Consider the following 20,302-nt stretch of genomic DNA (forward strand, 5'->3'; position numbering starts at 1 on the left):
AAATAAAACAACATGATGGGTAGTTCAAAGGGCCAAATTACGAATGTGCAAGCAGCGGTTATCCTCGTCAATTATATTCTTGCAGCCGGGATCCTCACCCTCCCCCGAACTTCCGTGGAGAAAGTGAAAACGCCCGATGTGTGGATCACCGTTATTTTGGGCGGGATCATCGCCATGATCGTAGGGCTGATCATCGTGAAATTAAACCAGCGATACCCCGAAAAAACCTTCTATCAATACAGCCAAGAAATTGTAGGAAAATGGATGGGCGGGTTCCTCAGTTTACTTATTATCGGTTACTTTTTTACACTTTCTGCATATGAAGTCAGAACAATGGCAGAAGTAACCGGCCTTTTTTTGCTGGAAGGTACCCCCACCTGGGCCATCATCCTTCCTTTTATGTGGATAGGTCTTTATCTGATCATAGGCGGAATAAACACGATCGCCCGTTTGTTTGAAATCATATTCCCTATTACCATCGTCATTTTTTTACTGGTTGCCTTTTTGAGTTTAGGCATATTTGAGCTGGATAATCTCCGTCCCGTGTTAGGATTGGGAATTGTCCCTATGCTAAAGGGAATAAAGACAACCGCTCTCGCTTTTTTAGGTTCTGAAATTATGCTGCTCCTTGTAGCGTTTATGAAAAAGCCGGACAAAGCCGTTAAAGTTGTTCTAATTGGCGTATTCATCCCCTTGCTTTTTTACGTCATCACCGTTGTTATGGTCATCGGAGCATTATCGATCGATGGAGTGGTCACGAGTACATGGCCCACGCTTGAGCTTATGCGAAGTTTTGAGATCCCCGGCTTGATCTTTGAACGGTTTGAATCTTTCTTGCTCGTCATATGGATTATGCAAATATTCACGACCTTTACCATTACCTACTATGCGGCTGCTCTAGGGCTGGCCCAACTCTTCAAAAAAAAGATTCATTCATTTGTATATGGCTTGGTTCCGATAATTTACGTCATTGCCATGGCGCCCAAAAATATCAATGACCTATTTAAACTTGGAGATATCGTCGGCAATGTCGCGTTATTATTATTTGCCGTACTGCCAGTAATCTTACTTCTAGTCTCAAGAGTGAGAGGTGGAAAAGCTTGAAGCATATTACGATACGAACCCTCTTGAGTGCGCTGTTGGTTCTTATACTCTTACCTCTTACAGGATGCTGGAGCAATAAAGAAATTGAGGATTTGGGCCTGATTGTAGGTACTTCGTTGGATTTGGAAAAACAGGGGGAGCCAAGGGAAGAGTCTGCGGGACAAGCAGGCGGGCCTCCTCACCGGGATCGTATTACGATAACCAATCAATTTGTCACCGCAGAGACAACAGGCAAAGGAACAAAAACCGGTACTTCACAACAAAAAGCTTATAACAACGTTTCCGAAACAGGAGATACGATCCTGCCGACCTTACGCAATATGGTATTAAGAATCGAAAAACGCGCATTTGCTGAGCATTCAAAAGTGATTATTATAGGCGAGGATCTTGCACGCACCATGGATCTGCAAAAGATCTTGGATTTTTTTATCAGGGAACAGGAGATGAGACCAAGCTGCCTCCTTCTCATCGCTCAGAACCGTGCGAGCAAAATACTAGAATCGAAAAAGCCGATGGATATTCCAGCGTTAAAACTCGTTGAAATGACACATGGTCACGGAAGAACCACCAAGATTTTACCACCGACTACACTGACCAAGATCGAGGGGAAGCTGCATTCAGGGGCCAGCTTTCTTTTGCAAAATGTCGTCTCGTCGTCGAGTGGAGACATAAAATTTGCAGGAGCTGCCGTCATTGAAGGGAAAACGAAAAAACTACGCGGTTTTTTGAATGAAAAGGAAATCGAAGGCTTAACGTGGATAACCGGAAAGGGAAAAGGCGGTTTGGTTAAAAGCGTGGATAAACAGACAGGTCAGCCAATCATATACGAAATCTTGTCAATGAAAAGTAAAATTAAACCTCATGTTGACGGGAACAACATCTCGTTTGATATAAACATCGAGTCTGAAGGAAGGATAGCCGAGCATTGGGTGGTTTCGGAGAAAACCATGGAAACTGAATTTTTGAAAAGAACGGAAAAAGAGATTGAAAAAGAGGTGGAGCGTTTGGTAAAGAATGTACTCGATAAAATTCAACATGAATACAAGACAGACGTTTCCGGTTTCGGAAACAAATTGAGAATCAAGTATCCTCATATATGGAAGACAGTCAAAAAAGATTGGGATCAAACCTTTAGTGAGGTTCCGATCAAACATGAGGTCAAAATAACGATCAAGGACTATGGGACGTCCGATGAATGAGTCCGCTGTATATTCTTCTTCATCCCAATGGTGAATCGCTGAAAGCCCAGTTTCTCGTAATACGGTTCCAGTCCTTCCTCACACATCAGCTGCGGGAAGACCCGGGACTTCTCGCAATGCTCCACCAATCGACCGAGGATCCGTCGGCCTATCCCTCTGGACTGATAATCCGGATGTACGCCTAATCCGCAAATAACGCCGGTGATCACCCCGTCGGAAATCACGCGTCCCATGCCCACTAATTTCTGTCCTTCAAACGCATAGACGGCATACCAGCTATTCAAGCACATCATGTTCAATTCGGTAACGGATAGATGGATAGCGTTCCAACCAAGCGAAGCGTACAAAGCCTCCAGTTGTTGAAAATCCTCTGGGGGCTCTGTGGTATAGATCACAGTCTGTGTCATACAATCACCATCCTTTAAGATATGGTTACCGGGTACGCCATCACGCTCATTAAAGCATTCTCGGCCTGAGTGGAATCGAGTCGACTGTATTGAACAAACACAGGTGCACTGCTTGTAACTTCCATCGCATAGGGAATACCCGAAGGAATGCCTATCCCTTCGTCCGTTTGCAGCAAGCTGGTCCGTATGTGCTTGGTTCTTCTTGCTGGCACGATGGTTTCCATTCCTAGCAATGGATCACGATCCTCGAAGTAAGCATGAATCGTAACCACTACGTCCTGCTCGGTTAAGTTCAACACACAGACGGATTCATGACTGGTTAGTTCTCCGCTGCTTTCGGGAGGGATATACCCGTCGGGGATAATCCATTGTTTTTCACCTTTTGACATGCGTTTCGCTCCTCGCTCGTATGATTTAGGGTGTTTTGAATAGATTCGCTGCGGGTGTCAAAGTTCCTCTTTTTCAGGTTCGGGACCCGGCATGTTACCGCAGAAACAGGGACAACGGCTGGAGTCCAAGACTCTTCAAAGCCCCAACCACCATATCGGCCAATTGGGCCGCTCCGCGCTGTTGAAAATGGGTATTGTCCATTACCCCCTGCGGGAACCGAAGAAATTCCCCCGGCCTCCCCCACATAAACACGGATTTGGTCCCTTCCGGACCCAGCCGGTTAAAATACTCCAGACTCAGCGCCGCCAAATCGACCAAGGGCACCTGCTCCTCCGCGGCCAGCTCCCGAACGGCCGTAATATAATCGCCATGCGTGTCCTCCAGCCTTCCCTTACCATCAAAGCAACGGCGGTGAACAGGGGTAACCAGGATCGGAGTTGCCTGTTTCTCCCGGCAAACGTCCACGTACCGTCTTAAAAACTCCCTGTATGTCGAGTTAGGTTCCGTATACCTCCCCTCGTCGCGCTTCTGATCGTTATGGCCAAACTGAATCAGCATATAATCATGGGGTTTCATCTTCTCCCGGATTTGCTCCAGGATTCCCTCCGCAATAAAGCTCTTGGAGCTTCGGCCGGAACGTGCATAATTGCTCACGGCCGCATCCGCTTTTATGAATGCGGGCAGCATTTGCCCCCACCCGGCATAGGGATAGCCGTCCGCAGGCTGGTTTGTAACCGTCGAATCCCCAGCCAGAAACACCTGGCACGCATGCGGTGCAGGCAGCACTTCCAGTGCGTTAATTCGGGGAGCCCGCCCAGAAAAGTACAATACGATTCTCCCTTGAACCGCTGGCACCGTCATACTGTAACGTTCAAAGTGGCCTGCCGGGATAAGTTTCCCTTCCAGCAGCATCTGTCCTTCCGTCCCCCGAATGGAGGTTTCCGTATCAAACCAGGTATCGCCCATCAACAAATGCAAAGTGTACAGGCCATCCGCCACATCGACCTGATACGCAGCATTCAGCGGTATGATAAAATCACCCGTTAATGCCTCTTCCCCCGCCCGATTCACGGCGGAGACGTTGGATAGGGAATGGAATCCGTAGCCAAGCTCAGGACTATATAAGGTCTCAGCGGTTATTTTGATATGTTCAAGGCCTGGCGTTTCCGTACCGAAATCGAATTTATACATGGTTTGCAACGACCTTCACCTCTCCCGGTCGAAATTCATCTAAGTCCATTATGGAACGGTAACCGCCGAACATACATTCAAATAACCGTCCTCCGTGTTCAAATAACCGACTAAATAAAGAAGAGACGCACCGATTATCCCGGGTATTGGAATAACCTCGCATGTATTGACAGCGTTTACAACCCGGTACATAATGTGTACACAACATTTTAGGACCCGTGCAAGGAGACGTTGCCGTGCAAAAATGGATGACGATCTATAAAAATATGAAAATCAAAAACAAGCTTTCCCTTCTTATCAGCCTAATCGTTGCCATGGCATTTGCGTTCGCCGTCATCGTCCAGCAGTATGCCTTCTCCATCTACGACGAGCAGTTGTACCTCAAATCATCCCAGGTCCTTCACCTGTCTTCCTCCGCGATTGAGTCAGAGCTCGAGCGGGTCGAACAGTTATCCTTTAATATCATTACGGATACCCAGATCCAGAATATATTGCGTTCCATCGCCGGGAGCGAATCCGATTATGACAGGCTCATCCTCCGGCAGCATTTGGTAGACCGCCTCCTGAATTATGTCGGTTCCGAGCCCATGCTCTACTCCATTCACCTGATCGATTCATATGACCATCAACAGGACGTCGGCAGCGTCGTCCCGATTGACCCTGCCAAGAAGGAACGGATTCTTCAGCTTGCCGGGGACGCGGATGGAGAAGAACGCTGGATATACCCGGACGAAAGTGATTCGGCCCTTCTACTTTCCCGGGAAATAAGATCCTATTCCGGCACATTATTCGATCTTAACTACTTGGGCACCATCATCATTCGCATCAATATGGACAAAATCGTCCGGAAATCCGCCGGCGGGGAAGGCGACCTGATCGTGACCTCGGGTGCGGATGTGATCTATCCCGCAACGCCGCACTTCGATCCGGCGGTCATTCAATCCTCCCTGTCATCCGGAAACGGGTACCTTACCCGGGAAATCGATGGCCACACCTACTTCATTGCGCATAACCGATCGGGCAACACGGGCTGGACATACATGAATGTCACGCCCTTTAACCAAACCTTCAAGCAAATCATATTCATTAAAGAGCTTGTCATCATCGTTTTTACCGTTATTTTTGCGGTTGCGATTCTGCTCGGCATCAGGTTCAGCCGGGGACTGACACGTCCTATCGAAAGTCTCATTACCCGGATGAAACTCGCGGAAAAAGGAAACTTCGCGGAAGCCAACGTGCTGCCTCAGGACGCAGCCCCCGTCGCCATGAACGAGCTGGGACTGCTGCATCGCACATTCCGTCTCATGATCGAGCGAATCAACGCCCTCATTACCGAGAACTATTCAAATCGGCTGTTGATCAAAGAGACCGAGTTTAAAGCGCTGCAAGCGCAAATCAATCCTCACTTTCTGTATAACACGCTGGAATCCGTGAACTGGCTGGCGAAGATGAACAAGCAGTCCCAAATCTCCGACATGGTGCAGGCATTAGCCTTCCTTCTCCGAAACTCCGTCAGTTTGAAAGAGCCCATTCTGACATTGGGGGAAGAATTGGAGATCGTCCGAAACTACGTCATCATACAAAAATTCCGGTTCGAAGACCGCTTACAATTTACGCTGGATGTACAAGAGCAGGATCTGCACCGCAAAATACCTAAGCTGTCCCTTCAGCCCCTGCTCGAAAATGCAATTCATTACGCACTGGAGCCATCCGTTGACCCTTGTCGAATTACGTTGTCCTGCAAGGAGACGCCTTCCGCATTCTGCGTCATCGTCGAGGATGACGGTCCCGGCATGGCGCCGGATACCCTGACACGTCTGCGAAGCGGCGATTTGGCCACCGGCGGCAACGGAATCGGACTGTTAAACATCGAAGAACGGATCAAGCTGGCTTTTGGCGACCATTACGGTTTATCCATCGACAGCGGACCGGGTCTTGGAACCCGCGTGATTCTGTCTTTACCCAAATAACGGAGGGATTCGAATGTACAAAGTACTTCTTGTGGACGATGAACGGATTATTCTGGACGGCATATCTCAGATGGTGGACTGGTCGGCATACCGAACCGAGCTGGCGGGTACCGCCCAGAACGGAATTCAAGCGTATGAAAAAATCGTCAGGGAGAGCCCGGATATCGTCGTGTGCGACATTCGCATGCCCGGACTCGACGGTCTGGAGCTCGTTGCCAAGACCCACGCCTCCCATCCTCATATCAAATTCGTGCTGCTGTCCGGCTTCGGCGAATTCGAGTATGCTAACCGCGCCATGCAATACGGCGTGAAGCATTACCTGCTGAAGCCGACCGACGAGGACAAGATCGGTGGAGCGCTGAAAGAGGTCATCGACGAGCTGATCCAGGACCGGAACAAGGAAACGTTTGTCCAGGAGATGAAGGACCGGCTCCGGAAGGTGCTGCCCCATGTCAAAGAACAGGTGCTCAAGGAGTTCGTCACCAACAAGACCTATGGGCGCCATGATCTGGACGAGTACCGGAGCCTGTTCGAATACGATTTCGATCAGCCTGTGCGTCTTCTGCTGTTCCAGCTGGAAGGCTCCGTCGAATTCGAGCATCAATTCGCCGTGAAGAACATTGCCGAGGATCTGCTGGACACGACGCTGCTGAGCACGACCATCGGGCAGCAGGTCCTGGTGCTGATCGAGGACCGTAACGATCAGCAGCGGCTTCATCAGCAGCTCCAGGATATCCGCTGCATTTTTAAGCAGTATTACAAAATGGACATCACGATCGCGATCAGCGATCCCGGGCCTGTTACCCAGGCGCGGAGGCTGTACCGGGATACGCTGCAGTGCCTGAACTACCGATTCTACTTGGACGAAAGCGGAATGATCACAACCGAGGATACGCTGCACGGCAGCGGTATGGAAGGAAGCTTCGTCCTTGATGAGGAGCGGCTGTGCATGCCCGTCCGATCCGGCCATCGAAACGAAGCTGAGCATGCCCTGACCGAGTTCGTTCAGGAACTGAAGCGTGCGCAGCTGAGCATCGAGATGACCAAATCCTATATCATTCAGCAATACGTATCCCTCATCCGGCTGACCGATCCGGACCAGATGCAGGAACGTTACGCGCGAATCCCGGAAATCGCCGAGATGAGCACGCTCCAAGCGATTCAAGGCGTACTGGAAGAAACGGTTCGGGAAATCACGCTGCGAAACTTTGAACGGAACAAGGTCAAATACAACGCCATCGTGCGCAAGGTGGTGGAGATCATCGAGAACCAGCTGGGCAACTCGGAGCTTACCCTCAACCTGGTGGCAAACGACATGCTGTATATGAACGCCGACTATCTTGGCAAGCTGTTCAAAAAGGAGACCGGCGAGAAGTTCTCCAATTACGTGATGAAGCTTCGGATGAAACGCGCAACCGAAATGATGCTGAGCGATCCCGATATCAAAATTTTTGAAATGGCGGAGCGGCTCGGTTTTGGCGATAATCCTCAATATTTCAGCCAAGTGTTCAAGAAACAGATCGGCTGCACGCCCTCCGAATATATGAAAAAGAGCGATTAACTTGTACGTACATCTCTGCTTTTTAAACAAACTGCACGGTTTTTTTCCTTACTCTTTCTCCTCGAAAACTAGATAATTGGGAATGTAAGCACTAACATTTGAAACGATGATTCGTGGTCCATCAACAAAGGGGAGGAAATGGAATGAAAAAAGTGTTAAACGCGGTCCTGATGTTTTCCCTGATCGGAAGCTTGATCGGCTGTTCGGGCGGCGGCGCTGTCGAACCACCGGCAAACGGCGGAACCGGAACGGAAACGCCGCCGGCTGCTGCAAGCGATAGCAAGGATCCGGTCAAGCTCCGCATTGCGTGGTGGGGCGGTCAGTCCCGGCATGATTATACCTTGAAGGTCATCGAAATGTATGAGTCCCAGAATCCGCATGTCACCATTGAACCGGAATATGCCCCATTCGATGACTATTGGAAGAAGCTTGCTCCCCAAGCGGTGGCCGGCGGACTTCCGGACATTATCCAAATGGACATCTCCTACCTGAATCAATATGCAGGCCGGAATCAGCTGGCGGATTTGAAGCCGTTCACCGAGAGCGGCGAGCTGGATGTCGCCGACGTCAGCGAGAATGCGCTGAGCGGCGGTGAGGTCAACGGCAAGCTGGTTGCCATGAACCTCGGCGTGAACGCACTCCAAACCACGTTTGACGTCGAGACGATGAAGAAGAACGGCATCGATATTCCGTCCAAGGAATGGACCTGGGACGACATGGACAAAATGGGGGCCCAAGCCAAAGAAAAAGGCCTGCAGATCGGAGGTTTTGCTTACCGGCATGACGTCTTCTTCCCGTACTATTTAAGAACCATCGGCCAGAAAATGTACAGCGCTGACGGCAAAACGATCGGGTACAGCGACGACCAGCCCTTTATCGATTACTTCACCCGCTACCAGAAATGGTACGACAACGGATATATCCTGTCTCTCGACAAGGAAGCCCAGAAGAAAGGCGTAGCGGAGGAGGATGAAATCGTCCTTGGCAATTCCATCTCGGGCACAGGCTGGTCCAACCAGTTCCTTGCCGTGGCCAATCTGGTAACCGACCGTTCGTTGGAGTTGAATCCGATGCCGGGTCCCGGAACGAAGGACGGTCTCTTCCTGAAACCTTCGATGTATTTCTCGGTCACCGAAACCTCGAAGCACAAGGAAGAAGCCGCCAAATTCATCAGCTTCTTCATCAACGACATCGAGGCCAACAAGCTGATCAAGGGCGAACGCGGCGTTCCCGTATCCGCCAAGGTAAAGGAAGCGCTGAAGCCGCTCCTCTCCGAGAACGAAGCCAAAATTTTCGACTATGTCACTTGGGCTGAGGCCAACAGCACGCCGGGAGATCCTCCTAACCCGATCGGTGCGGTAGAGATCGAGAAGCTGCTGCGAGATCTCAGCGAACGCATCCTGTTCAAGAAAATCTCGATCGAAGATGCCGCGGCCGAGTTCCGCAAGGAAGCGAATGCCATCTTGGCCAGATCTCAGCAATAACCAGGATACGGCTAGACAAGGCATCTCCCGCACGTCTTTCCCGTGCAAGAGATGCCTTTTTACATCAGTGACCCCTGCACGGGGCGCAACCAAATCTGAATCGTAGGGGTTGAAGTCTATGAAGAGGCTCCGCGAGAACGAGCACATCACCGGTTACGTGTTTTCAGCGCCGTTCGTTCTTGGTTTTCTCATCTTTACCTTATATCCAATCCTGTCGTCCCTGTATTATTCGTTCACCAATTACAATCTGATGGAAGCGCCGAGATGGCTGGGCCTCGGGAATTATGAGCGGTTGTTTCTCGAGGACGACAAGATCGGCAAGTCCTTTCAGGTCACATTCACCTATGTATTCGCCAGCGTTCCCCTGCGCCTCATATTCGCACTCTTCGTTGCCATGATTCTGAATACCGCAACCAAAGCCGTAGGGTTGTACCGCTCCGCCTTTTACCTGCCTTCCCTCATCGGGGGAAGCGTGGCCGTGGCCATCATGTGGCAGCAGATCTTCGGCGACAAGGGGCTCGTGAACTCTGCCCTGTCCCTCTTCGGAATCCATTCCACGACCTCTTGGATCGGGAATCCCAGCACGGCGCTTTGGACGCTCATCGCATTGTCCATCTGGCAGTTCGGCTCCTCGATGATCATTTTTCTGGCCGGCTTGAAAAATATACCGAAGGATTACTACGAAGCCGCCAGCGTGGACGGTGCCAATGCGGTCCATCGCTTTTTCAAGATTACGCTGCCTATGCTCAGTCCGATCATTCTCTTCAATCTGACGCTCCAGACGATCTCGGCGTTCCTGACCTTCACCCCCGCCTACATTATTTCGCGCGGCGAAGGCGGCCCGCTGGATCAAACGCTGCTTTATTCGCTCTATTTATACCGCAAGGCGTTCTCGCATTTTGAAATGGGTTACGCGTCGGCTCTTGCCTGGATCATGCTCATTATCGTCGGTGTCCTGACCTTGCTCATCTTCAGATCATCCACCCGCTGGGTTCATTACGAGACGAAAGGAGATTGACGGTTATGACCACATCCAGACGCGTTCTCTACCATACCCTGGTCGGATTGTTCGCCCTCGGCATGACCTATCCGATTCTGTGGCTGGTCGCCAGCTCGCTTAAGCCCAATCATGAAATATTCACGACGGCTTACAGCCTGATTCCGAGTCGGCTGGAATTCTCGAATTATGCTACAGGCTGGAAGGGTTTTGCCGGGACCACCTTCGGCACCTTCTTCAAGAACTCGTTCATCATTGTCATCATCTCCACCATCGGGGCCGTCGCCTCCTCGGCGCTTGTCGCCTTCGGATTGGCTCGGACCAAGTTCTTCGGACAGCAGTTCTGGTTCGCCTGCATGATGATTACGATGATGCTGCCTCATGATGTCGTGATCGTTCCGCAGTATGTGATGTTCGCCAAATTCGGCTGGCTGTCTTCCTTCAAGCCGTTAATCGTTCCCCAATTCTTCGGCATTCCGTTCTTCATCTTTCTGATCATGCAGTTCATCCGCACGATTCCGAAGGAACTGGACGAAGCCGCCAAGATTGACGGATGCAGCAAGTACGGGATTTTCTTCCGGGTCGTTGTGCCGCTGATCGTGCCCGCGCTCATTACATGTTCGATTTTCTCCTTCTACTGGAGATGGGACGATTTCATCAATCCGCTCATTTATTTGAACAATCCGGAGAAATATCCCGTGTCACTTGCCTTGAAGTTGTTCCTTGACGGGGAGTCGCTTAATAACTGGGGCGGCATGTTTGCCATGGCTACCTTATCGCTGCTGCCGGTCGTCATCGTCTTCTTTATCTTCCAGAAATACATCGTGGAAGGGATCAGCACGACAGGATTGAAAGGGTAATCCATACACTCAATTGAATATGAAGGGAGTTTCTCATCATGCCAGCACTTGTATTTGATGATCAACAGATTGAGAATGTCATAGACCGCGTGGTCGACCGGACCTTTCGCATGGATTTCAGCTGGGATTGGCCGGGCGGGGTCGCCTTTTACGGGGTATGCGAAGCCTACAAGGCCACCGGCAAAAAGGAATATCTGGAACAGCTGAAAGCCTGGGTCGACGAAAATATGGAAGAGGGGCTGCCGAAGCTGTCCGTCAACGGCGTCTCCATCGGCCACTCCCTCCTGACGTTGTACGAGGTTTATGAGGAAGAGCGGTATATCGAAACGGCGAAGGAAATGGCCGAGTATCTTACTCATGATGCACTGCGTTTCGGCAACGGCATCTTTCAGCATACGGTGAACTCCGAAACGTATAACTTTCCGGAGCAGGCGTGGGTCGATACGATGTTCATGGCAGGCTACTTCCTGCTTCGGATCGGCGTGATGCTGGACCGGGAGGATTACTTCGAGGATGGTTTGAAGCAGTATCACGGCCATGAGGATTGCCTGCAGGATCCCGTCACGAATCTGTATTACCACGGCTGGGACAACATCGCCGGCAACCATATGTCAGGCGTCTTCTGGTGCCGGGGCAATGCCTGGGCCGCCATCACGATGGCTCGTGCCCTGGAGCTTGTGCCGGTCACGCATCCGTCCTTCATGATCATCGAAGGCTCGCTGCGCGACCAGCTCAGCGCCCTGGTCCGGCTGCAGCATGAATCCGGCCTGTGGCATACGATTACGACCGATCCGCAATCCCCGCTGGAAACGTCCGGCTCGGCCGGCATCGCCGCCGCCCTGTTGACCAAAGGACGCATCTATAATAAATACACGCAGAAATCGATTGACGGCATCTTGGCCAAAATCACCGAGGATGGTACCGTAACCGGCGTATCTGCAGGTACGGCCGTCATGAAGGACGCCGCAGGTTACAGAGGCGTGCCCGATAAGCGAATCCAGGGCTGGGGCCAAGGTCTGGCCTTGACCTTTCTCGCGGAAGTGTTGAAGATCAGGAGCAATCCTTATTGATTAAATAAGATACAAAAAAGGCAGGATGGAGAGGATCAAATTCGCCTCTACAGCCTGCCTTTTCGTTATATGCGTTTCCACAAGCGAATGGTATTGATTAATAATGATGAACATGAACCGACTGCACCCGATATACTTTCATCCCATATCATTGGTTTAGTCTCCCCGTCTCCCATCGCTAATCTTCACGATTCCGCGTCTACGCTGTTTATTCATTGTCCCCTGTCTCGTCTTCTCCGTTATCCTTAGCTTGATCTTCGGTTTTCTTCGGATGCGGCGTTCCGTCAAGCCCGTAGATTTCGTCGTAAGCGTCGAATATCTTCCTCGCAATCGGCGCGGCGCTTTGCGAGCCGAAGCCGCCTTCCGGCACAACGACGGCCACCGCCAGCTTCGGGTTGTCGCGCGGAGCAAAGGCGATGAAGACGCCGTTATCAATCTTCTGCCACTTCCCATTCACTTTAGCTTCCTGCTCGGAGGTTCCCGTTTTGCGGGCGAAGTCATATTTAAAATCATCAAAGGCTGCGAGACCCTGCGTATTCATCCCCCGCTTAATGGTCTGCCAGTACGTTTTGGGGAATTCGACCTCATTCAGGATCTCGCGCCCGAATTCCTTGACCACGTTGCCATCCTGGTCCGTGATTTTGCTGACCAGCTGCGGCTTGATGCGCTTGCCTTCATTCGCCAGCATGACGGTGTATTGAGCAAGCTGTAGAGGGGTGTATTTCCCCTGCTGACCGAAGGAAGCGTAGGCTAACGCCGCCAGATTACTTCCCGCTGCTTTGGTATCGGTATAATTTTTCAGTCCTTTATGCTCGTTGGGCAAGCCGCTCCCCGTTACGACGCCAAGACCAAACTTCTCCATATATTCATCCCAGACCGTAACGCCCTTCTCCCCGCCATACTTGCTGACTAGCCTTTTGCCGATCATATCAATCATAAAAGCATTTGAGGATTGCTGAATCGCTTGCTGAGGTTTAATGGGTCCATTCCGATGTCTCCCCGAGTTGGAGATTTCCCTTTCATATCCTTCCCGACCTATGGTGGCGTACCCTTGATCAGGATAAGTGTCATTAATGCCAAATAACCCCTCATTAAGCCCGATCAGCACCGTCAGCGGTTTAATGACGGAACCGAGAAAAATCATGGATTCAAAGCCGTTTCCCGAGCGACCTGATCCATAGATCGTAATCGTGCCGTTTCCCGACGCGTCCACGACATCCTGCGTAATTTTGCCTCCGCTTTCCCATACATTCGGGTCGTAATCCGGCATGCTGGCCATCGCGACCACATGACCGGTGTCCACCTCCATGGCCACGGCGTATCCGGTTACGGCATCCTTATGAAGCTTGCCCGATACCGGATGGGTATGGAGATATTGGAGCTGATCCATGATGGCCTGCTCCGTGGCAAGCTGAATGTCTTTATGGATCGTGGTATGGATATTATGGCCTTTTTCAGGAGCGACCATCGTCGGTACGCCGTCCACCATATTCTGCGGATTGATCGGGATGCTGAGATACCCGCTCTGACCGCGCAGTTCATCCTGATACATCCGCTCCAATCCGTCATACCCCACCGATTCTTCTTCCGTGTAGATCATGCCGGGATTATCCTGATCCTTGTTGCTCTGATCAATTTCCTCATAAACTTTTACGGATTTAGATCCTTTGAACTTCCTTAAGTATCCGACCGTCTGAACGGCCACCGTATCCGGATCATAGTGCCTTATATTCTCCTCCACGATCTGGATGCCGGGAAACTTGGCTCGGTTCTCCATGAAATAAGCGATCTCTTCCTTCGTCAAATCGGATTTGATGCGTCTGGGCTCATAACCATGCTGCTTGTTATATTCCAAATCCAGGTCGTCCATCACTTTTTTGACGGTGATCGGTTCCAAGTTCGGATCCCCATATTTGTTAAACGCCTGGACAAGCCGCTTCGCCATCTCCTCCGCTTCCGGCCGGTTTTCTTTTCCTTTGTCCGTCTTTTTGCTGTAATCCTTCATGAGCGTGATATATAAAGAATTTGAAGCCGTAGAGTATGCAAGCTTGGTGCCGGACGCATCGATGATGGACCCCCGGATCGGCTGCAGCGGGAAATGCTTCTGCTCCCCCCCGGTTTCCTGGCTTGCCAGCTCCGGTCCCTCTACGAACTGTAATATGGCAAGGCGAACGATAATGACGCAAAAGATTAAAAATGCGCTGAAAAAGAAAATATTGATCCGTCCATGGAATTTACGCCTGGTTTCTGATTCATCCGGTACGTCTTTATAAGGTTTAAAGCCGATCACATTGTCTACGCTCCTTTGTTATATGGTTTAATCCAGCCAAGTCGGCAAATGCGGGTCGTTCTCGAATTCGAATATTCTCTTCAGCTGTTCCTTGGTATTCCGTTCTTCGGACAACGGCGGCAGTTCGTCCTGAGGGAAAAAACCGACCGCGGACGTTTCGGTCCCCACGCCTGGGGCTCCGCCCGTAATGTCGCACTGAATGAACATTTTGTACACGTGGAAGGCCGAAGGCGGATGGTTATGAAATTTCTTGTCCAATACGGCCAGCAGCCTCCCTGCACGCACGTCGTAACCGGCCTCTTCCTTCACTTCCTTCACCACGACCTCCGCAGGGGATAAGCCGATGTCCGCCCATCCTCCCGGCAGCGCCCAGGCCCCGTCGGCCTTTTCCTTCACCAGCAGCAGCTTTCCGTCTTGAAAAATAACGCCGCGGACATCCACCTTCGGCGTCTGGTATCCGGTTTCACTCGCAAACAGCGTACGGATCTTCTCTTCGCCTGCTTCGGTATACTCCTGCATGATCTGGATGCTGAGCTCCCTCAGCTGCTCAAACCGTTCTTTGTCGTAAACGTCCCTCGTATACTCCAGTCCGGCCTGGCTGATGGCCTGCATCTCCTTGGCCCACGCTAACCATTTTATTGTCATAGGTTTCATCCTCTTCAAAGAATCTCATAATATCTAACGCCTGTTATCCGTGATTGGTTTATAATGGAAGTGCTTGATTTCAAAATTATAACATATTTTCTAGCAAGTTATGAGACAAAGGATATAAAGGGGGGACAGCTGGACATGAAAAAAATGCGGCCGGTGTTATACATTGTTCTTCTAATCATGGTGTTCGGTACCGGGTACTACATCGGATCCAGGTCCGAGAACGTAACGCCGATCTCGAAGGAAAATGCCCGCAAAGCCGTTCAGACCCTGTGGGTGAAGGCCGCCGAACCTCCGCTGCCCAAGGTCAGCATTGACGGCACCGAGATCAATCTCCAACGTGGCGGTTATTCGTGGTGCAACGGGGATAACTGCGCGACGACGGATGCGGCCCGTCCCAGGCTAGAGGATATGACGCCGGTTGTGGTCCAAGGCGGTGCCGACATTCAATCGAAGCCGCCCGAAGGAATACATGGCTTCACCATCCTCAACCTGACGGATTCAGGTAGCGATGGATATACCGTGCCAGCGAAAGCCGGCTCGTACCTGTACGAAATTCACTGCACATGGCCTCTGGATCAAGGAGAAGCCAGCTTTTATTTTGCGGTGACGGTTGAATAGACCTGCTCTGGATCGGTAACCAAGCATTTCAGCATCCAAAAAAGAAACAGCCCCGGCGCCAGGGCTGTTTCTTCGTTTCCATTATGAATTCGTTGTCTTCTTCTCTTCCCTTTGATTCGTTCGGATTAAAGCATACGCCAACTGTCCGACCATTCCGAGGAACAAGCCCGTCCCGACGACGATGTAAACCATGGTGAAGGTTTTTCCGAGCGGCGTCTGCGGCACGAATTCCGGATGCCCTACCGTGCTCAAGGTCACCACGCAGAAATAAAGGGCATCCAGCACCGACAAGCCTTCTTGCCTGGTATAAAACATCGTGCCCGATAACAGCATGATGACGATCAGCACAAACAGCGCCATGAAATACCGCTGCTTGAACGCTCGAAACAAACCGCTGAGGAGACGTTTTAACGTTAATAAAAAAGAGATCATCCGAGAACCGTCCTATTCTATATCTGGAGTAAATGTTGCATACATCACATACACCCTATTATATCAGCGTTTATGCTTCACGCCCATTCCGCTACGGTTGAACGGAAAGAATATTCCCTTCGGCATCGATGCTCCGAAATATGAAGCCGCCGGTCTGGTCGGCTGGCAGCTGTTCATAATGGATGGCGTAGCCTTGCTCCACGTCGATTTCCATGTAAATCCCGGCTAAAGCCTTCACCTGTTCCAGATCTTCGATCGGTTTATCGTCCCAAGGCTCATTGGTGACGATGATTTTCTTGCTTTCGGATTCCGACGTCTCCACCGCCACCAGGGTGTCATAGATGCCGTCACCACGATGACTGGCAGACCAGGTTCGTACAAAAGGTTCATCTTCGGACTTGGGTTCCAGCGCGACCCCGTTCGTAATTTTATGCAGCAGTCCCCATTTGCTCTCCAGGACGTTGACCGTCTTTACATTCCCATCTTGCCAGACGATCAGCTTATGATGATCCTCTGACTTTTCGTACAGCTTATCCCCGGTATACGCAGGGTGAACGCGCCGTATCGTCTGCTCTTCATTGTATGCATAGCCGTCCAGGAACAGTGGCAGGTAGCTGATGACGACCACAACGGCCGCCAGTATGAGAAACATGGCTTTTTTCAAAACAACAGCTCCTTGTATCCTTTGGAACGCGTATCATCTTATCCGGCCGATTAGCCCTGAAGGGCAAGCAGCTCCCGAATTTCCGCTTCGGACCAGCTTGAAAGCGACTCTTCCCCCGGCTGAACCAGCTCCTCGATCAGATCCTTTTTCTTCTGCTGCAGAGCCACCATTTTATCCTCGATCGTATCTTGAGCAACGAAGCGTATGACCTGCACAACCTTCTTCTGACCGATACGGTGCGCCCGGTCCATCGCCTGCTGCTCGACTGCCGGATTCCACCACAGGTCATACAGGATCACCGTATCGGCCCCGGTCAGATTGAGCCCCGTTCCGCCTGCCTTCAGCGATATCAGGAATACCTCGCGTTCCCCCTCGTTGAAACGTTCGCACAGCTCCACCCGCTCCGATCCCGGCGTCTGTCCGTCCAGGTAAAAAAACGGAATCCCCCGATATCCCAGCTCCCCGGCGATCAGGTTCAGCATGCCTGTAAACTGGGAGAATACCAGCATCCGTCTCCCTGCAAGACGACATTCCTCGATCGTTTCCAGCAGCTGCTCAAGCTTGGCCGAACCGCCCTCGTAGCCTTCCACGAACAGAGCCGGGTGACAGCAGATCTGTCGCAAACGGGTAATGCCCGCCAGGATGCGGATCCGGTTCTTCTGGAAACCGTCCTGTGCCAAATGCTTAAGCGTCTCCTGCCGCAGTTTCGCAAGATAGGCGGTATACAGCTTCTTCTGTTCGATCAGCAGGCCTGAGGCCTGAATCGTCTCGATTTTCTCCGGCAGCTCCTTAAGCACGTCCGATTTCAGCCTGCGGAGCAGGAAAGGACGCACCCGTTTCACCACCGCTTCTTTAGGCAGTTCATGAAATGCTTTACGGTCACCGAAAAGAGCCGGGAAAACGGCATCGTAGATGGACCATAATTCCTCCAGGCGATTCTCGACCGGCGTGCCTGTCAACGCAAACCGATAACGGGCATGGAGCGTTTTTACGACTTGAGCCGTTTGCGTCGCGTAATTTTTGAAGGCTTGGGCTTCATCCAGAATCAAGGTTAAGAAAGGCAGTTTCGCATATCGCTGGATATCCCTGCGGAGCAGCGGGTAAGAAGTGATGACAACATCCGCTTTGCCTATATTCTGGATCACCTTCGCGCGCTCGGACAGCGTGCCATCGGCAATGACGGCCTTGATCTCCGGCGCAAACTTCTTAAGCTCGTTAAACCAGTTATAGAGCAGGGAGGCAGGAGCCACAATGAGCGCGGGTTCTTTGCGCTCCCGGATCTCAGGCAGCAGCGACAGCATGAAAGCGATGCTCTGAATGGTTTTGCCTAGTCCCATATCATCGGCCAAGATGCCGCCGAAGCGGTAATGGGCCATCGTCTTCATCCACTGGAAGCCGAACTTCTGATAATCCCGGAGAACCGTTTCCAGGCTGGCCGGCACGGCAAAGTCCAAATGATCCGGATTCTTCACATTCTGCAGCATCCGGCGCAGGGAACGGCCAAGCTGGACCGATGATCCCGAATCCTCCCAATCCAGCAGTTGAAGTCCTTGGACCGCCGGCAGTTTAAACCGCGTCCCCTCCCCTTCGTACAGCCAAGGTCCCACCCGGTTCATTAAAGCAACCATGGCCTGGAACTCCGCGCTTTCCAGCGGAAGCAGCGCTCCGTTTCGCAGCCGATGATATTTGCGCTTTTCTTCGAGCGATTTGACGATTTCCCGGATTTCGGCTTCGCGAATCCCCTCCATGTCAAACTTCAGTTCAAGCCAATCCGTCCGTTCATCGACCTCCACCCGAACCTTGGCTCCCATCGGTTCAGTGAGCACCCGCTCCTTCACCGCCGTCGTTGCATAAACAACCAGCAGCTTCTCCAGCTGCGGAATCGTATGATACAAAAATTCATATTCGGCATCCTCGTCATTCATGAAGAAACCGCCGTCAGTCCTGGCAAAAGAGGCGTTCTCCATGAGCTCCAGAATCCGCTGCTCCGTCTCTCCATCGCGTACAAGAATCGAGCTGCTGCTGCGTTTGGCGCGGTGTCCCTCCAGCGGATTGATGATGATGTCGCCGTATTGAAATTCGAGTCCGGCCAATAGACGGCCGCGGACACGGTCCAGAAACAGCTTCGCTTTCAAAGACGTTTTGACGATGCGGTCGGACACGGTCTGCGCCACATGCACGCTGCCCAGTTTCATCAGCCCCGGTACCACCCGCTCCATGATGGACTCCATCATCTCCGGCTGTATCCGAATATGCGGTGTGTTGGAAGGTTCAAGCAGCAGCTTCATCTCGGCGAGCCTTTTGCAAGCATCCATCTCAAGCTGTATCAGCCTTCCCTCCACAATGACGACCCCGTACCCCTCCAGCACGGTCATCCGCTCCAATCCGTCGATCTTCATCAGATAGTGATCATCCGCAGCCTCATCGAACTCGAATTGCAGCGGGATCGGTTCCTGAGCGAACTCCAGCTTATCCGTCATGATTCCATCCATAGACAAGAGGGCTCGAACCGAAGAACCGAGCGCCTCCCGTACTTGAGGCCAAAAGGCAGGAGGAATGATCAGCATTCGGTCGCCGTTCCCCTTTTTGCCAAGCGGAGCGTAGATGTTCAGTGACTGTTGATACATGCTCTCATGATCGGAAATACGGATCAGCTCTTGCAGAAGCGCGTCATCCTCCTTTTTGAAGCTGTGCACCTCCGGATCGTAGGTGAAATTCTTCGTGAACACGCAGGCTGCGCCGCGTTTCACGCACGCTAAGAACTCCCGAATCCGCTGTACGATGTACAAGCGTTTGTTCCCTACTCGCAGCTCGACGCCGAACAGGTATTTCCGGTCCCCGTGCGGATATAGCTTGAAAATGCACTCCATCTCCAGAACCTCTCGGGTATCAAAGCGGGATGTCGCCGCAGCCCTCCGACCGCCGGAATACGTGAACAATCCGAGCAGCTGGCTGCTGAGCAGCGCATCCCGTTCTCTTTCGCTCGAGCTTCTGCCATATTCCGGTGAGTGCCGGGGCGTTAACTGTCCTTCTTCCATGTTCACGTTGGCGGAAGGATGTAATAATGATGGAAAGGGGCGCATCGGAGCTTCAACCGTTTGTTCAATATCCCGTATGTTCAGGAGGAGAGCCGCAATATGCCTGCACCGCTTTCGGGAAAATCCGTAATCGATGCAGCTGCATTCCGTGTATACGTCCCCGTTCGAGTCAATCTCCGCATAGGCGATTCCCGACTCCTGATCTTTCACTTCAGCCTCGTATTTTCGAGCGTCCGGATCCTGCTTCAGCATCGATACATAACCATCTCTATATAAAACCCCGCCGCGGTCGTAGGAGGTTTTTCCGCATAACAGTTTGATCACCCGTTCAGTCAGCTGGTAACCCATAACCACATTCCTTTCTCTATTGCCT

17 protein-coding genes are annotated in these 20,302 nt (G+C 51.5%); 9 read left to right on the forward strand and 8 right to left on the reverse strand.

Translation table 11 applies throughout. From position 1 onward, the window contains the following. Nucleotides 1-12 precede the first annotated feature (12 nt). Nucleotides 13-1,104 carry a spore germination protein gene (locus RB298_RS28610; RefSeq protein WP_486049719.1) on the forward strand — a complete coding sequence of 364 codons (1,092 nt, stop codon included), beginning with the start codon at nucleotides 13-15 and terminating at the stop codon, nucleotides 1,102-1,104. Beyond that, a complete protein-coding gene (locus RB298_RS28615) occupies nucleotides 1,101-2,303 on the forward strand; it encodes a Ger(x)C family spore germination protein (protein ID WP_486049721.1) in 1,203 nt (400 codons plus the stop codon). The genes RB298_RS28610 and RB298_RS28615 overlap by 4 nt, the downstream gene beginning before the upstream one ends. On the opposite strand, the gene RB298_RS28620 is transcribed toward RB298_RS28615, so the two are convergent. The 3 genes from RB298_RS28620 to RB298_RS28630 form a co-directional block, all read right to left on the reverse strand. Further along, nucleotides 2,282-2,710, reverse strand: coding sequence for a GNAT family N-acetyltransferase (locus RB298_RS28620; RefSeq protein WP_375120358.1), 429 nt, complete (start codon nucleotides 2,708-2,710; stop codon nucleotides 2,282-2,284). The two genes, RB298_RS28615 and RB298_RS28620, sit on opposite strands and share 22 nt — an antisense overlap. A gap of 14 nt (nucleotides 2,711-2,724) precedes the next feature. Further along, on the reverse strand, nucleotides 2,725-3,099 hold the full coding sequence (locus RB298_RS28625) for a sensory rhodopsin transducer (protein WP_375120359.1): 375 nt from the start codon (nucleotides 3,097-3,099) through the stop codon (nucleotides 2,725-2,727). 94 nt (nucleotides 3,100-3,193) lie between these two features. Then, nucleotides 3,194-4,300 carry a rhamnogalacturonan acetylesterase gene (locus RB298_RS28630; protein WP_375120360.1) on the reverse strand — a complete coding sequence of 369 codons (1,107 nt, stop codon included), beginning with the start codon at nucleotides 4,298-4,300 and terminating at the stop codon, nucleotides 3,194-3,196. 227 nt (nucleotides 4,301-4,527) lie between these two features. Between RB298_RS28630 and RB298_RS28635 the strand changes: the two genes are divergently transcribed. The 6 genes from RB298_RS28635 to RB298_RS28660 all read left to right on the forward strand — a co-directional run bounded on the left by RB298_RS28635 (nucleotide 4,528) and on the right by RB298_RS28660 (nucleotide 12,233). Continuing rightward, the gene (locus RB298_RS28635; protein ID WP_332295472.1) at nucleotides 4,528-6,261 is read left to right on the forward strand and encodes a cache domain-containing sensor histidine kinase; all 1,734 of its coding nucleotides are present in this window, start codon (nucleotides 4,528-4,530) and stop codon (nucleotides 6,259-6,261) included. Between the two features lie 13 nt (nucleotides 6,262-6,274). Then, entirely contained in the window at nucleotides 6,275-7,822 is a 1,548-nt protein-coding gene (locus tag RB298_RS28640; protein ID WP_486049724.1) for a response regulator transcription factor, read from the forward strand. Nucleotides 7,823-7,965: 143 nt separating this feature from the next. Next, nucleotides 7,966-9,306: an ABC transporter substrate-binding protein gene (locus RB298_RS28645; protein WP_096776783.1), complete on the forward strand. Its 1,341-nt coding sequence runs from the start codon at nucleotides 7,966-7,968 to the stop codon at nucleotides 9,304-9,306. Between the two features lie 118 nt (nucleotides 9,307-9,424). Beyond that, nucleotides 9,425-10,324: a carbohydrate ABC transporter permease gene (locus RB298_RS28650; protein ID WP_096776784.1), complete on the forward strand. Its 900-nt coding sequence runs from the start codon at nucleotides 9,425-9,427 to the stop codon at nucleotides 10,322-10,324. A 5-nt stretch (nucleotides 10,325-10,329) separates the two neighbouring features. Then, a complete protein-coding gene (locus RB298_RS28655) occupies nucleotides 10,330-11,163 on the forward strand; it encodes a carbohydrate ABC transporter permease (RefSeq protein ID WP_096776785.1) in 834 nt (277 codons plus the stop codon). A gap of 38 nt (nucleotides 11,164-11,201) precedes the next feature. Further along, complete coding sequence (locus RB298_RS28660; RefSeq protein ID WP_096776786.1) at nucleotides 11,202-12,233, forward strand: glycoside hydrolase family 88/105 protein; 1,032 nt, start codon at nucleotides 11,202-11,204, stop codon at nucleotides 12,231-12,233. A gap of 208 nt (nucleotides 12,234-12,441) precedes the next feature. Here the strand turns inward: RB298_RS28660 and RB298_RS28665 are convergent, their stop codons facing one another. After that, complete coding sequence (locus RB298_RS28665; protein WP_096776787.1) at nucleotides 12,442-14,523, reverse strand: peptidoglycan D,D-transpeptidase FtsI family protein; 2,082 nt, start codon at nucleotides 14,521-14,523, stop codon at nucleotides 12,442-12,444. Between the two features lie 27 nt (nucleotides 14,524-14,550). Continuing rightward, on the reverse strand, nucleotides 14,551-15,168 hold the full coding sequence (locus RB298_RS28670) for an NUDIX hydrolase (protein WP_096776788.1): 618 nt from the start codon (nucleotides 15,166-15,168) through the stop codon (nucleotides 14,551-14,553). Nucleotides 15,169-15,312: 144 nt separating this feature from the next. Between RB298_RS28670 and RB298_RS28675 the strand changes: the two genes are divergently transcribed. Then, a complete protein-coding gene (locus RB298_RS28675) occupies nucleotides 15,313-15,795 on the forward strand; it encodes a hypothetical protein (RefSeq protein WP_096776789.1) in 483 nt (160 codons plus the stop codon). A gap of 81 nt (nucleotides 15,796-15,876) precedes the next feature. On the opposite strand, the gene RB298_RS28680 is transcribed toward RB298_RS28675, so the two are convergent. From RB298_RS28680 to RB298_RS28690, 3 genes are all read right to left on the reverse strand, one after another. After that, nucleotides 15,877-16,227 carry a potassium channel family protein gene (locus RB298_RS28680; protein ID WP_015736455.1) on the reverse strand — a complete coding sequence of 117 codons (351 nt, stop codon included), beginning with the start codon at nucleotides 16,225-16,227 and terminating at the stop codon, nucleotides 15,877-15,879. 91 nt (nucleotides 16,228-16,318) lie between these two features. Beyond that, nucleotides 16,319-16,891: a hypothetical protein gene (locus RB298_RS28685; protein ID WP_096776790.1), complete on the reverse strand. Its 573-nt coding sequence runs from the start codon at nucleotides 16,889-16,891 to the stop codon at nucleotides 16,319-16,321. 50 nt (nucleotides 16,892-16,941) lie between these two features. Further along, on the reverse strand, nucleotides 16,942-20,277 hold the full coding sequence (locus RB298_RS28690) for a DEAD/DEAH box helicase (protein WP_096776791.1): 3,336 nt from the start codon (nucleotides 20,275-20,277) through the stop codon (nucleotides 16,942-16,944). Nucleotides 20,278-20,302 lie beyond the last annotated feature (25 nt).

Origin of the sequence: Priestia sp. BR_2 (assembly GCF_041954005.1) — a bacterium.
Lineage (GTDB): Bacteria > Bacillota > Bacilli > Paenibacillales > Paenibacillaceae > Paenibacillus_AQ > Paenibacillus_AQ lautus_A.

Coding starts and splice junctions, on each gene's coding strand:
- RB298_RS28690 (WP_096776791.1), bottom strand. CDS start 20,277: ATGGGTTACCAGCTGACTGAACGGGTGATCAAACTGTTATGCGGAAAA.
- RB298_RS28675 (WP_096776789.1), top strand. CDS start 15,313: ATGAAAAAAATGCGGCCGGTGTTATACATTGTTCTTCTAATCATGGTG.
- RB298_RS28680 (WP_015736455.1), bottom strand. CDS start 16,227: ATGATCTCTTTTTTATTAACGTTAAAACGTCTCCTCAGCGGTTTGTTT.
- RB298_RS28610 (WP_486049719.1), top strand. CDS start 13: ATGATGGGTAGTTCAAAGGGCCAAATTACGAATGTGCAAGCAGCGGTT.
- RB298_RS28625 (WP_375120359.1), bottom strand. CDS start 3,099: ATGTCAAAAGGTGAAAAACAATGGATTATCCCCGACGGGTATATCCCT.
- RB298_RS28650 (WP_096776784.1), top strand. CDS start 9,425: ATGAAGAGGCTCCGCGAGAACGAGCACATCACCGGTTACGTGTTTTCA.
- RB298_RS28670 (WP_096776788.1), bottom strand. CDS start 15,168: ATGACAATAAAATGGTTAGCGTGGGCCAAGGAGATGCAGGCCATCAGC.
- RB298_RS28660 (WP_096776786.1), top strand. CDS start 11,202: ATGCCAGCACTTGTATTTGATGATCAACAGATTGAGAATGTCATAGAC.
- RB298_RS28620 (WP_375120358.1), bottom strand. CDS start 2,710: ATGACACAGACTGTGATCTATACCACAGAGCCCCCAGAGGATTTTCAA.
- RB298_RS28645 (WP_096776783.1), top strand. CDS start 7,966: ATGAAAAAAGTGTTAAACGCGGTCCTGATGTTTTCCCTGATCGGAAGC.
- RB298_RS28655 (WP_096776785.1), top strand. CDS start 10,330: ATGACCACATCCAGACGCGTTCTCTACCATACCCTGGTCGGATTGTTC.
- RB298_RS28640 (WP_486049724.1), top strand. CDS start 6,275: ATGTACAAAGTACTTCTTGTGGACGATGAACGGATTATTCTGGACGGC.